Source organism: Thioalkalivibrio sp. ALJ21 (genome assembly GCF_000378605.1).
In the GTDB taxonomy this organism is placed as follows: Bacteria; Pseudomonadota; Gammaproteobacteria; order Ectothiorhodospirales; family Ectothiorhodospiraceae; genus Thioalkalivibrio.
Genome location: NZ_KB905155.1, coordinates 734583 through 747705, shown reverse-complemented (window position 1 = coordinate 747705; position 13123 = coordinate 734583). Strand labels below are relative to the sequence as shown.

Annotated in this window: 10 protein-coding genes; 4 read left to right on the top strand and 6 right to left on the bottom strand. The window is 66.6% G+C overall.

Annotated features, from left to right (window positions below; genetic code table 11):
• Position 1: 1 nt before the first annotated feature.
• A complete protein-coding gene (locus F579_RS0103470; RefSeq protein ID WP_019024256.1) occupies positions 2-496 on the top strand; it encodes a low molecular weight protein-tyrosine-phosphatase in 495 nt (164 codons plus the stop codon).
• Between the two features lie 73 nt (positions 497-569).
• Here the strand turns inward: F579_RS0103470 and F579_RS0103465 are convergent, their stop codons facing one another.
• Positions 570-3386 carry an Rne/Rng family ribonuclease gene (locus F579_RS0103465; RefSeq protein WP_019024257.1) on the bottom strand — a complete coding sequence of 939 codons (2817 nt, stop codon included), beginning with the start codon at positions 3384-3386 and terminating at the stop codon, positions 570-572.
• A 432-nt stretch (positions 3387-3818) separates the two neighbouring features.
• On the opposite strand from F579_RS0103465, the gene F579_RS0103460 reads away from it, so the two are divergent.
• From F579_RS0103460 to F579_RS0103450, 3 genes are read left to right on the top strand one after another with little or no spacing between them, the layout of a single operon-like run.
• On the top strand, positions 3819-4805 hold the full coding sequence (locus tag F579_RS0103460; protein WP_019024258.1) for an RluA family pseudouridine synthase: 987 nt from the start codon (positions 3819-3821) through the stop codon (positions 4803-4805).
• Entirely contained in the window at positions 4802-5500 is a 699-nt protein-coding gene (locus F579_RS0103455) for an HAD family hydrolase (RefSeq protein ID WP_019024259.1), read from the top strand. The genes F579_RS0103460 and F579_RS0103455 overlap by 4 nt, the downstream gene beginning before the upstream one ends.
• A 9-nt stretch (positions 5501-5509) precedes the next feature.
• Positions 5510-6475 carry a S49 family peptidase gene (locus F579_RS0103450; RefSeq protein ID WP_019024260.1) on the top strand — a complete coding sequence of 322 codons (966 nt, stop codon included), beginning with the start codon at positions 5510-5512 and terminating at the stop codon, positions 6473-6475.
• Positions 6476-6515: 40 nt separating this feature from the next.
• Here F579_RS0103450 and F579_RS0103445 read toward each other — a convergent pair whose 3' ends face one another.
• From F579_RS0103445 to F579_RS0103425, 5 genes are all read right to left on the bottom strand, one after another.
• The gene (locus F579_RS0103445; RefSeq protein WP_019024261.1) at positions 6516-7178 is read right to left on the bottom strand and encodes a CsiV family protein; all 663 of its coding nucleotides are present in this window, start codon (positions 7176-7178) and stop codon (positions 6516-6518) included.
• Positions 7179-10652: a transcription-repair coupling factor gene (mfd, locus tag F579_RS0103440; RefSeq protein WP_019024262.1), complete on the bottom strand. Its 3474-nt coding sequence runs from the start codon at positions 10650-10652 to the stop codon at positions 7179-7181. It lies immediately after the preceding gene.
• A 99-nt stretch (positions 10653-10751) separates the two neighbouring features.
• On the bottom strand, positions 10752-11651 hold the full coding sequence (locus F579_RS0103435) for a carbon-nitrogen hydrolase (protein WP_019024263.1): 900 nt from the start codon (positions 11649-11651) through the stop codon (positions 10752-10754).
• Between the two features lie 6 nt (positions 11652-11657).
• A complete protein-coding gene (locus tag F579_RS0103430; RefSeq protein WP_019024264.1) occupies positions 11658-12728 on the bottom strand; it encodes an agmatine/peptidylarginine deiminase in 1071 nt (356 codons plus the stop codon).
• Positions 12725-13123 (bottom strand): hypothetical protein, encoded by a 399-nt coding sequence (locus F579_RS0103425; RefSeq protein ID WP_019024265.1) that lies wholly within the window; start codon positions 13121-13123, stop codon positions 12725-12727. The genes F579_RS0103430 and F579_RS0103425 overlap by 4 nt, the downstream gene beginning before the upstream one ends.

Here is a 13123-nt window from a genome sequence, read left to right as displayed (position 1 = left end):
CATGCAAAAGATTCGAGTGCTGATGGTTTGTCTGGGCAATATCTGCCGCTCGCCCATGGCTCACGGTGTCTTCCAGGCTCGCGTACGCGCGCATGGTCTGGAGTCCGCCATCGAGGTGGACTCGGCGGGTACGGCGGGTTATCACGTTGGGGCACGGCCGGATCCGCGCGCCCGCGAGGAAGCCCGTCGCCGAGGGTATGATCTCGACCAGTTGCGTGCGCGGCAGCTGGAGGTCGAAGACTTCGAGACGTTCGACTACATCCTGACGATGGACGAGGCGAACTACCGTAATGCCCAGCAGATCCAGCCGGATGGCGCCCGCGCGCGGCTGCACCGTTTCCTGGAGTTCGCCCAGGACTATCCCGAGCGCGAAGTACCGGACCCGTACTATGGCGGGCCGGATGGCTTCGTTCATGTGATGGATCTGGTCGAGGCCGCCAGCGACGGCCTGCTGGACCATATCTGCCGGGAACACGCGCTGGAGCGCGTATCCTGAGGACCCCGGTCAGGCGACCGGGGCGTTCTCCCACTGGCCGATAACGCGTAAACGCGAGCGGCCGTTTTTCACCTCAATCGCGCGGCTTGTCGTCCGCGCTGCCCGAAGACGCAGACTCCGGTTCCGGCTTGCGGGCCGGCTTGTCGGCCGGCGGTGCCGAGTCCGGCTCCGATCGGGCAGTACCGCTGGCCTCGGCGGATGCGGCCTTCGCGGGCGCCGGCTTGGCATCACTTTTCTTGCCACGAGAAGGCTTCGACGCGGGGCTGTCATCCGCTTTGGCGGCTTCGGAAGGGCGATTCTCGGTGTGCGATCCGGAATCGTCCTTGCCCTTGGCATCATCCGTTTTCGGGGACTGAGCGCTCGCCTTCGTCCGGCGTGCGCCGGATGAAGCCTTGGGGCTGTCTTGTGCCGCTTTTTCGGCCTTTCCGGCCTCGCGGGAATGCTCCGCCGGGGCCTGAGCCTTGTCGCTGCCGGCCCCTTTCTCTTCCGGTGCCTTTGCGCTACTGCCATCGGTGGCCTGGCCGGAGTCCTTGTCGGCGGATTTCGGCTTCGCGGCCGGCTTGGACTCGCTGTCGCCTGGCTGGCCGTCGCCCTTGCCGGCCTCCTTCACGGCCGGCTTCCCGGGGGCGTCGCTGTCCGGGGACGAGGAGCCGGACGTGGCGGCCTCCTTCGGGGCCGCGGCAGCATCCTGGTTCCCGGCATTGTCACCGCCCGAGCTGTCGTCACTGGTCGTGGAACGGCCACGGCCACCACGACGGCGCCCGCCACGGCGCGAACGGCGCGAACGGGTGCGGCCCTTGCCGCTATCGTCGTCGGACGTGGACGGGCCGTTCCCGGACGGTGCCCCGGCTTCCTCGGACTTAGTGGTGGGCTCTTCCGCTTCCGCCTTCGGTTTTGCAGCCTTGGGTTCGGCGTCACGGGTCTTGGTGGCGGCGCCACCCGTGCCGCCGCCACGCCGCCGCGAGCGGCCCTTGCCGCCCTCGTCGCCAGCGGCGCTGCCATCCTGGCGTGCCCCGCCTTTGCCTGATGGCTTGGGCGCCTCGCGGTTTTCCCCGCCGTCGTCAGGCGCACCACGGCGGCGGCTGGAGCCACCCCCACGGCTGTTTCCGCCACCGCGGCTGGGGCGTTGTCCGCCTTTGCCACGTTTGCGCCCCTCATCCTTCTCGTCGGCTTCCGGCTCCTGATTGCGGGCGGCATTGGGGAAGAGAGAAGACCAGATGCGGGTAAAGAACCCGGGTTGCTGCACGGGCTCGCTGGGTGCTTGCGGGGCGGGGGACTCGGCCATGGGTGCCGGGGCCTTGACCTTCACACCCTGGACCAGGGGCTTCTCTACCTTGCCGCGGCGTTCGCCGTGCGTGTCGGTATCCTCTTCGACGGGCTCCACCAGTTCATGCGATCCGCGGCCACTGACGACCTCTTCGCGTTCATCGCCGCGCACGCGCTGGACCTCGAACTTCGGTGTCAGGTACTGCGGGTTCGGGACGATGCTGATGTCGACCCGATGACGTGCCTCAATCTCGTTGATCGACGCGCGTTTTTCGTTCAGCAGGAAGGTGCCGACATCGACGGGGACTTGCGCGAGGACGAGGCCGGTACGGTCTTTCATCGCCTCTTCTTCGATCAGGCGCAGGATCGACAAGGCGAGCGATTCGACGCTGCGGACCTGGCCATGCCCCTGGCAGCGGGGGCAGGTGATCTGGCTGGATTCGCCGAGCGACGAACGCAGGCGCTGGCGCGACATCTCGAGCAACCCGAAACGGCTGATGCGGCCGACCTGAACGCGCGCGCGGTCGAGTTCCAGTGCCTCGCGCAGCCGGTTCTCCACCTCGCGCTGGTGCTTGTTGGCGTTCATATCGATGAAATCGATCACGATCAAACCGCCCAGATCCCGCACACGCAACTGGCGGGCCACCTCTTCAGCGGCCTCCAGGTTGGTGTGGAAGGCGGTCTCTTCGATATCACCACCCTTGGTGGAGCGGGCCGAGTTCACGTCGATGGAGATCAGGGCCTCGGTATGGTCGATGACCAGGGCGCCGCCGGAGGGGAGCTGCACGTCGCGGTCGAAGGCGCTTTCGATCTGGCTCTCGATCTGGTAGCGGTTGAACAACGGGACCGGATCGTCGTACTTCTTCAGCTTGCGCAGACTGTTCGGCATCACCAGTCGGACGAAGTCCTCCGCCTGCTGATAAACGGCTTCGTCGTCGATGATCACCTCGCCGACGTCATTGCGCATGTGATCGCGCAGGGCGCGGATGATCACGTTGCTTTCCTGGTGGATCAGCGCCGGGGCATTGGCCTTTTCGGCCGCCTCGGTCACGGCCGACCACAGCGCCGTCATGTAGTCGAGGTCCCATTGCAGTTCTTCGGTGCTACGGCCTACGCCGGCAGTGCGGGCGATCACGCCCATGCCGTCAGGCATGGTCAGGCCGGACAGGGCCTCACGCAGTTCCGCGCGATCTTCACCCTCAATGCGGCGCGAGACGCCGCCGGCCTTGGGGTTGTTCGGCATCAGGACCAGGTAGCGCCCGGCCAGGCTGATATAGGTGGTCAGTGCGGCACCCTTGTTGCCACGTTCTTCCTTCTCCACCTGGACGAGAAGCTGGGTCCCTTCCTTCAGCAGCTCGCGGATGGGCTTGTCGCTGTCAGCCGGTGCGCCGACGGCAGAGGGGGCGATTTCCTTGAACGGGAGAAAGCCGTGGCGCTCGGCGCCAAAATTAACAAACGCGGCTTCGAGGCTCGGCTCGACGCGGGTGATCTTGGCCTTGTAGATGTTGGCTTTCTTGCGCTCGCGCGAGGGCAGTTCGATATCGAGGTCGTACAGCCGCTGGCCGTCGACCATGGCCACGCGCAGCTCTTCGGGCTGCGTGGCATTGATCAGGATGCGTTTCATGCAATGGACTCGGTCGGTCGTCCTGTACATCGGTCACAAGCCCGGGGCCACGCGCTGCGGAACGGAGGCGGCACGTCGACGTTTCGAGACGCATGCCCGCCATGGCGGCGCGAAGGGGAATCCAACGCGCCAGCCAGGTGTTCACCAATAGCCACGGGACCAGCCGCCCGCGGGATGCGGGGCCGGGGAGACAGGACTGGGTTAGAAGAAATAGTGTCACAGGTTCGCTTTTGGGCGATGGCCTTCTGGTCGCACGAAGTCGCACAGCGCAGGACCAGATCGGCGGGTAATTCGAGGCGCCCGGGCGCAATGTCCGCCAGCAGGTACCGTGCGCCAATGTAGGGCATAACCCCCCGTTTGGGCAAGTTTTTTCGTCGCGCCAATGCCAGGGAACATGGTTCGGACGGCGCGCCTGCGGTAGCATCGCGCCGGATGAAAGGACGCCCCCAACAGTCGCAGTCTACCTCCGGCCCACGTACGCTCTCGGTCACCGAGCGCGGGGATGGCCAGCGTCTGGATAACTTCCTCCTGCGCGAGCTCAAGGGAGTTCCCAAAAGCCTGGTCTACCGTCTGGTGCGCAAGGGGGCGGTCCGGGTCGACGGGCGGCGCGCCAAGGTGACCCAGCGGCTGAGCCTCGGCTCGGAGGTGCGCGTGCCGGACCTCGACCGACCCGAGGCCGTTGACCGGGACATCCCCCCGGGGGTGCTGGACCGTCTGCGGCGTTCCATCCTGCATGAAGACGACCAGGTCCTGGTCCTCGACAAGCCTTCGGGCCTTGCCGTGCACGGCGGCAGCGGACTGGCCTTCGGGATCATCGAGGCGATGCGCCAGCTGCGTCCCGGTTCCGAGCTGGAGCTGGGGCATCGGCTGGATCGCGAGACCAGCGGCTGCCTGCTGCTGGCCAAGACTCGCTCGGGATTGCAGGATTTCCATGCGGCCCTGCGCGAGGGGCGTGTGGAGAAGCGCTATCTGGCACTGCTGGTGGGGGCGTTCCCCAGCGATCAGCCCATCGCGTGCGACGAGCCGATTGCCTCCAGTCGGGGTCAGGACGGCAAGCGCCGCATGCGTGCGGGGGAGGATGCCGACCCCGAGAGCGCTCGCTCGGCGATCAGCCAGTTCGTCCCGCTGGAACGATACGGGTCCTTCCAGCTGGCCGAAGTCCGGATCGGTACCGGACGGACCCACCAGATCCGCGTCCACGGCCAGGCCATCGGTCATCCCGTCGGGGGCGATCACGACTACGGGCTGCCGGATGCGAACCGCGTACTGCGCCGGGCAGGCCTGAAACGCCTGTTTCTGCATGCCCAGGCGCTTCAATACGAGGATTCGGCGGGCGAGTCGCACGTGTACTCCGCGCCGCTTCCGGACGAGCTGCAGTCGGTCCTCGACGCGCTCGCAAGCCCTGAAGTGTCCGAATGAACCCATTGCTTCCACCGGAGGGCGATGCCCTGCGTCTGGTCGTATTCGACTGGGACGGGACGCTGATGAACTCGCCGCGGCGGATCGTTCACTGTCTGCAGCGCGCCTGCGCGGCACTGGGTCGCGAGGCGCCCGCCGAAAGCGCCTTGCGCGATATTATTGGTCTGGGTGTGGAGGCCGCAGTGCAAAGGCTGTTCCCGGGTGCCGACACGGCATTCGTCGGGACGTTCGCCACCGCTTATCGCCAGTGCTATCTGGGCGCCACGGATGCGCCGGAGACGCCGCTGTTCCCGCATGTAGAGCCCTTGCTCGACTGGCTCGACGAACGCGGCGTGTTGCTGGGGGTGGCGACCGGCAAGTCGCGGGCGGGGCTGGATCAGGCGCTGGAAGCCACTGGCCTCAAGGGACGTTTTGTCGCGACGGCCTGCGGGGACGAGCATCCGTCGAAGCCCAGCCCGGTGATGCTCGAGCATGTGATAGCGCGCTGCGGGGTGGAACACTCCCGGGTCCGGATGGTCGGTGATAGCGTTTATGATCTGCAGATGGCTCGAGCCGCCGGCGTTGCGTCGCTGGCGGTGGCGCATGGGGTCCACGATCACCGACGGCTGATGGACGGGCGCCCGCTGGCCGTGGCCCGCGACCTGAAGGAACTGCTGGATCTCCTGCGGCAATCGGAGCCGCTTCCCGAGGACTGAGGACAAACGATGGGTTGGTCGAACGAAAACAAGCCGGGCTGGGAGCGCGAGACGTTGGAGCGCTTGGTCCAGGCCCAGGTGGTGGAGCAACGCCGTGCCCGGCGCTGGGGCATTTTCTTCAAGCTGCTGCTGTTCATCTACCTGTTCGCCCTGCTGGTCCTGGTGCGGGGCGGGGACATGGGCCTGTCTGGCTGGTTCGAGGACGACCGCGAGCCCGAGGAGCACGTGGCCGTTGTCGAGGTCGACGGACTGATCGCGTCTAGTGCGCGAGCCAACGCGGAAGAGCTCAACAAGACCCTGAAACGGGCCTTCGAGGCGGATGGCACCCGGGCCGTGATGCTGCGCATCAACAGTGGGGGCGGGAGTCCGGTCCAGGCCGCCGCGATCCATGACGAGATCCTGCGGCTGAAGGACGAGCACGAGGATATCCCGGTCTACGCGGTGATCACCGATATCGGGGCCTCGGCGGCCTATTACATCGCCGTGGCGGCAGACGAGATCTACGCCAGCCAGGCCAGCATGGTCGGCTCGATCGGGGTGCGCCTGGACAGCTTTGGGGTAGTCGATCTGCTGGACAACATCGGCGTGGAACGCCGGCTGTTTACCTCCGGGGATAACAAGGCCCTGCTGGATCCCTTTTTGCCGCTCGACGAGGGGCACGTCAGCCATATCCATGACCTGATGGACGGGCTGCACCAGCAGTTCGTCGATGTGGTTCGTCAGGGGCGAGGGGATCGTCTGAACGAAAACGAGGAGCTGTTTGATGGCCTGATCTGGTCCGGGCAACGCTCGGTAGACCTGGGCCTGATTGATGGCCTGGGGACGGATCAGTCGGTCGCGCGCGACGTGATCGGTATCGAGAAGATGGTGACTTTCAAGCCCCGCCGCAGTGCCCTGCAGCTGCTGTTCGAGGACCTGGGCATGTCGGCCCTGCAGAGCTGGCTGGCGATGGAGACCAAGCCCAACTGGCGCTGAGCCGGCAAAACAGGCGAGGTGCCGCCTGTTTCAGTCCGGACTAGCTGTCCAGTCGCGTCACGCGGGCGATGATCCCGACGACCGGGTGGTCCAGGTAGAAGAGCTGGCTGCCGGAGTTCATGCGCTGGTGGCCGCGCACGGCTACCCCGAGCGGTTCAGCCCCGTCACGGTCGACGTGATAGACGAGGTCGGTCTCCAAGTGGAGGAAACGCCCGACCCATACCCGTAGCCGGCCCTCCAGTTCGTAGCGGTCTTCGTCCGCCACGATCGGCTGCGCCGCAGTGGTGGAGTCGCCGAACACGGCCTGACGTGCCCCCAGGCGGCGGCCCTGCTGTACCTTGAGCCAGGGAGTGGCGCTATGGTCTCGGCCCAGCTGATCCCAGGCCAGACGCGCGATCACACGCCCGGTTCCGGAGTCTTCGACCCGACTGGCCGCCCGCTGCAACTCGAAGCCGCGCCGGGAATCCTGATAGATGCGCCCACCCAGTTCGGATCCTGCCAGGTTGGGTTCGCGCACGGAGGCGATCTCCTCCTGTAGGCGCCGGCTCTCCGCGGTCGTGTGCTCGAAGATGACCAGCTCGATGCGGTAACGGCGGCCGACCTGGGCCGTGGCGGTCGTCCCGACCCCGAGAAGCGGCAGGAGGGCGAGGCTGCTGACGAGCCTGCGGCGGTTCAGGTCGGGGCGATTGGTTTTGGCGTGCATTCAGGCGGCCTGCTGTTTCGGGCTGATGGTGTGGATCAGACGCTGGACGGTCTGCGAGCGGGCCTCCAGGGTCTCCATTTCGGCATAAAAGCGGAAAGCCTTCTGGCCGTCCAGTTTGTAGGCATTCGGATCGGATTGCACCAGCTCGATCAGGGCGGCGATATCGATTTCGGGATTCGGTCCGAAAACGAAGCGCCCGCCGGCCGGGCCCAGCTCCAGCTTGCGGATTCCCAGCGGCGTCAGCTTGAGCCGGAGGCGAGCGGCCTCGAACAGGGCCTTCGCCGGATCGGGCAACAGCCCGAAACGATCCACCAGTTCCACCTCCAGCTCGCGCAGTGCATCGCTGTTTTCGGCGCTGCTGATGCGCTTGTAGAGGATCAGGCGTGTGTGCACATCCGGCACGTAGGCATCTGGCAGCAGGGCGGGCAGGCCCAGCTCGACCTCCGTTCCGGGTGTCTCCGGAGTCTCCAGTTCAGGCATCTTGCCGGAGCGCAGGGCGTTGACCGCACGGTTGAGCAGGTCGTTGTACATCGAGAAGCCGACTTCCTGGATCTGGCCGCTTTGCTCGTCGCCCAGCAGCTCGCCGGCGCCCCGGATCTCGAGGTCGTGGCTCGCGAGGGTAAAGCCAACGCCGAGGTCCTCCAGCGAGGCGATCGCCTCCAGGCGCTTGCGCGCGTCGGCCGACATGGCCTTTTCCGGCGGCGTGACCAGGTAGGCGTAGGCCCGGTGGTGGGAGCGCCCGACGCGACCGCGCAGCTGGTGCATCTGGGCCAGGCCCAGCTTGTCCGCGCGATTCATCACGATGGTATTCGCGGTGGGTACGTCGATGCCGGTCTCGATGATGGTGGAGCAGACCAGGATGTTGTAGCGCCGGTGGTAGAAGTCGAGCATCACCTGCTCGAGTTCGCGCTCGCGCATCTGGCCGTGGGCGATGCCGATGCGCGCACCCGGCAGCAGCGCACGAATCTGCTCCGCCATGCGTTCGATGGTGTTGACCTCGTTGTGCACGAAGTACACCTGGCCACCGCGGCGAATCTCGCGCAGGCAGGCCTCCTGGATGATCGCGTCGTTCCACTCGTTGACGAAGGTCTTGATTGCCAGGCGTTCGCGCGGCGGGGTGGTGATCACCGAGAGGTCGCGCAGCCCCGACAGGGCCATGTTCAGCGTGCGCGGGATCGGGGTCGCGGTCATGGTCAACATGTCGACCTCGGCGCGCAGCCTCTTCAGCGCCTCCTTGTGGCGCACGCCAAAGCGCTGTTCCTCGTCCACGATCACGAGCCCGAGGTTGGAGAAGTCCAGATTCGACTGCAGCAGCTTGTGCGTACCGATCACGATGTCGACCTTGCCTTCCTTCAGCCCTTCCAGGACGGCGGCCTGTTGCTTGGCGCTGCGAAAACGCGACAGGGATTCGATGCGCACCGGCCAGTCGGCGAAACGATCGCTGAAGTTCTGGTGGTGCTGCTGGGCGAGCAGGGTAGTCGGGACCAGCACGGCCACCTGGCGATTGTTCTGCACGGCGACGAACGCGGCGCGCATCGCGACCTCGGTCTTGCCGAAGCCGACGTCGCCGCAGATCACGCGGTCCATCGGCCGGGTATCGGCCATATCGGTCAGTACCGCGTCGATCGCCTGGAGCTGATCGGCGGTTTCCTCGAACGGGAAGGCGGCGGCAAAGGCGTGATACTCGGGAGTCTCGGTCGCGAACGCCGTGCCCTGCTTGGCGGCGCGCCGCGCGTGGACCTCCAGCAGCTCGGCGGCGACATCGCGCGCCTTTTCGGCGGCCTTGCGGCGGGCGCGGTTCCACTGTTCGCTGCCCAGGCGGTGAAGCGGGGCGTGTTCCGCATCCGCACCGGTATAGCGGCTGATCAGGTGCAGCGAGGAGACCGGGACATAGAGCTTGGCGCCATCGGCGTATTCCAGAGTCAGGAACTCCGACGGCTGGCCGCTGAAATCCAGTGTCTGCAGGCCGAGGTATCGGCCCACGCCCTGCTCCTCGTGGACGACCGGGGCCCCGATCGTCAGGTCGCTGAGGTTCTGGATGACGGCGTCCGCATCGCGGGTGGGACGGTTGCGTCGGCGGGATTGCCGCGCGCGTTCGCCGAGGATCGCGGACTCCGGCACGAGCACGATCCCGTCCGGCAGCCGGAACCCCTCGCTCAGCGCACCGACAGTCACGCTCAGGCCGGGCTCGCCCCCCAGGAAAGCCTCCCAGTCATCGACCGCGTGGTGCGGCACGTCCTGCTCGCGCAGCAGCGTGAGCAGCGCCTCGCGCCGGCCGGCGGACTCGGCGGTGAGCAGCACCCGCTCCTGTTCCCCGACAAAGCGCTTCAGGCGTTCGGCGGGGGCATCCTTGCCGTGTTCCATTCCCAGTTCGGGGAGGGGATCACAGGTGAAGGGCACGGTCCGGCCACGGTCCGCCGGGAGCGGCTGCGGCGGCTCGCCGCCCAGAGCAATGCCGGCGCGGGCGCGCAGCGCCTCGTTCAGGGCCGACTCGTCGAGATAGAGGCGCTCCGGTGGCAGCAGGGGGCGTTCCACCTGGTGGCCCAGCTGCTCGAAGCGGTCGGCGATCTCGCGGGCATACTCCTGCGCGGCGTCGGCGATATTGCCGACCTGCACCACCCGAGCCTGGGGGGCGTAGTCGAATACGCTGTCCATGCCCTCGAAAAACAGGGGCAGGTAGGCCTCGATGCCCGGGGGTACCAGGCCTTCGCTGATGTCCCGGTAGATCGGGTGACGACTGGGATCACCGCTGAACTGCTCGCGGTAGCGGGTGCGGAACGCGCGGATGGAGTCCTCGTTCAGCGGGAACTCGTGGCTAGGGAGGATCTCGACGCGCTCGACCTTTTCCGTGGAGCGTTGGGTCTCCGGGTCGAAATGGCGCAGTGAGTCAATTTCGTCATCGAGAAACTCGATGCGCACCGGTTGTTCGGCGCCCATCGGGAACAGATCCAGGATCTCGCCGCGTGCGGCAAACTCGCCGTGGCTGATCACCTGATTGACCGAGCTATAGCCCGCCTCGGTCAGCCGTTCCCGCAGCTGCATGCGGTCCAGGCGCTGGGCACTGCGCAGGGAGAGGCCCTGGGTGGTCAGCCAGTCGCGCGGGGGCAGGCGCTGCATCAGCGTGGAGACCGGGATCAGGATGATCCCGCGCTCCAGCGACGGGAGGTGATACAGCGTGCGCAGCCGCTCGGAGATGATGTCCTCGTGTGGGGAGAAGACATCGAACGGCAGGGTCTCCCAGTCGGGGAGACGCATGACCGGCAGGTCGAGCCCGGCGCCGAAAAAGTCCCACTCCTCCTGCCAGCGGTCCGCGGCTTCGTTCGACTCGACGATGACAAGCAACGGCCACTGCGCCGATGCGGCGGCGCGTGCGAGTGCCAGCGGAGCGGCCGAGGCATTGAGCCCCGACCAGATCTCGAATCCGTCGCCGGGAAAGCGACCGGGTTTTAGCGGGTTGCGCGGCTGTTCGGACATGCAGTGTCGACGATCCGGGAAAACGGGCCGGCATTATACGGATTCGATCCTGTTTGCGGCGGAACCCCGTCGGGAAGGCGCTGAATTAGCTGGTCACGGTCAGTCCGTGCGGTCGATGTAGCGCTTGAGGATCGGGCTGTAGGCGTCGATGCGACGGTCGCGCAGGAAGGGCCACATGCGGCGGACCGCCTCGGTGCGGCCCAGGTCCAGGGTGACGCGGAGGATCTCGGGCTGATCTTGGCCCGCCCGCGCCAGGAACTCGCCTTGCGGGCCCGCAACGAAGCTGGTGCCCCAGAATCGGGCCCCGGGACTGGCCTCTGACGGGTCCATTTCGTGCCCGGTGCGATTGCAGGCGAGGACCGGCAGGTTGTTCGCGACCGCGTGGCCGCGCTGGACGGTGATCCAGGCCTCGCGCTGGCGCGCCTGCTCGTCGGCCGCGTCGCGCGGGTCCCAGCCAATGGCGGTCGGGTAGATCAGGCATTGGGCCCCGGACAGGGCCATGATGCGCGCGGCCTCCGGATACCACTGGTCCCAGCAGACCAGCACGCCCAGGCGCCCGATCGAGGTTTCGATCGGGACGAACCCGGTATCACCCGGGGTGAAGTAGTACTTCTCGTAATAGCCGGGATCGTCCGGGATGTGCATCTTGCGATACAGCCCCAGCGTGCGCCCATCGGCCTCGAAGACGATTGCGGTGTTGTGGTACACGCCGGCCGCGCGGCGTTCGAACAGCGAGGTCACGAGCACCACGGCGTTGTCGCGGGCGATCTGTCCCAGGCGCCTGGTGGACGGGCCGGGAATGGGTTCGGCCCGATCGAAAACGTCAGGATCCTCGGTCTGGCAGAAGTAGGGTCCGGTATGCAGCTCGGCCAGCACGACCAGGCGGGCCCCGCCCGCCGCGGCATCGGCCACGGCCTGTGCGGTCGCGTCCAGGTTGGCCTCGACGCTCCCGGCATCGCGGTGCTGGATCAGGGCCACGGGAAGGGTATCGGTTGTCATCGCAGATCAGTCTTCCGGGATGCCAAGGGCGCCCTTGGGGTATTGCATGGTCAGGCAATGCAAACTGCCACCCTGCCGGATGATGGCCCGGCAGTCGATTTCCACGATCTCGCGTCCCGGAAAGGCCTCGGTCAGGCGATCAAGCGCGATCGCGTCGGCGGGGTCATCGTAGGCCGGCATCAGCACCGCATCGTTGAGGACCAGGAAGTTCGCGTAGGTCGCCGGCAGGCGCTGGCCATCGGGGCCGTGTTGCGGGCGAGGCCAGGGCAGGGGAATCAGCCGGTAGGGCACGCCGGAGGCCTGACGCAGCGAGCGCAGTTCCTCTTCCATGGCCGCCAGTTCGCCGTGGTGCGGATCGTCAGGGTCGTCGCACTGGACATAGGCGATCGTGTCCGGGCTGCAAAAGCGGGCGAGGGTGTCGATGTGGCTGTCGGTGTCGTCCCCTTCGAGGTGGCCATGTTCCAGCCACAACACCCGTTGCGCCCCCAGATGCTCGTGCAGGCGGCGTTCGATAGCGGCCTTGTCCAGATCCGGGTTGCGTGTGGGCCGCAGCAGGCATTGAGTAGTCGTCAGGAGGGTGCCGTCGCCGTCAGACTCGATGCTGCCACCCTCCAGCACCATTGCGATGGGCTCCGGCACGTTCGGTCCGAAGACGCCCTGCTGGGCCAGGGCGGTGGTGATCGCGTTGTCGTGCTCCGCAGGGAACTTGCCGCCCCAGCCGTTGAAGGTGAAGTCGAGCAGGCGGGGCTGCGGCCCTTCCAGTACGGTGATCGGGCCATGGTCGCGAGCCCAGGTGTCGTCGGAGTCGGCCAGCGCGAACCACAGGCGGTCGTTGCGGATGGCGGCCTCGACCAGAAATCCGGAGATCTCTTCGATGTGTTCCGGGTCGCGGGCGACGATCACCACCGGCTCGAAACGGCTGATCGCCGCCGCGAGCGTGGCAAAGACGGGGTGGACCTGGTCCAGTTCTGCGGCCCAGTCGGTACCGTTATGCGGCCAGGTCAGCTGAACACCGGCCTGTGGTTCCCACTCTGCTGGCAGTCGCCGGGTATTGGGGGAGGATGCGCTTTCCGTCACGGCCGGCGCGGGGTCTGTTCGCCGTGGACGATGCTGTGCAGCACGTATTCGCCCTCGAACACGACCGAGAAATCATTGTAGTCCCAGCGGGTGATCGGCGGATCACCGACCGTGGGATGACGCAGGCTGGGCTCGCCATGACGACTGCGCACCCCGGATTGGCTCTGGCCACGGGCCGGCAGTCCTTCACGGGTTTGCACTTCGAAGTCTCCGCCTGTGCCCCGCAGGATCTCCGCCTGTGCCTCGTTGACGGTCAATGAGGCCAGTGCCGTGGTCGTGACCAGGACCGCCGCGGCAGAGACGGCGAACAGGCCGCGCGGACGGGTGAGCGGTGGCTTTGCATGATTCCCTTGCATGAGACGAATCTCCGATGGCTCGCGGACGATAAGGCACAT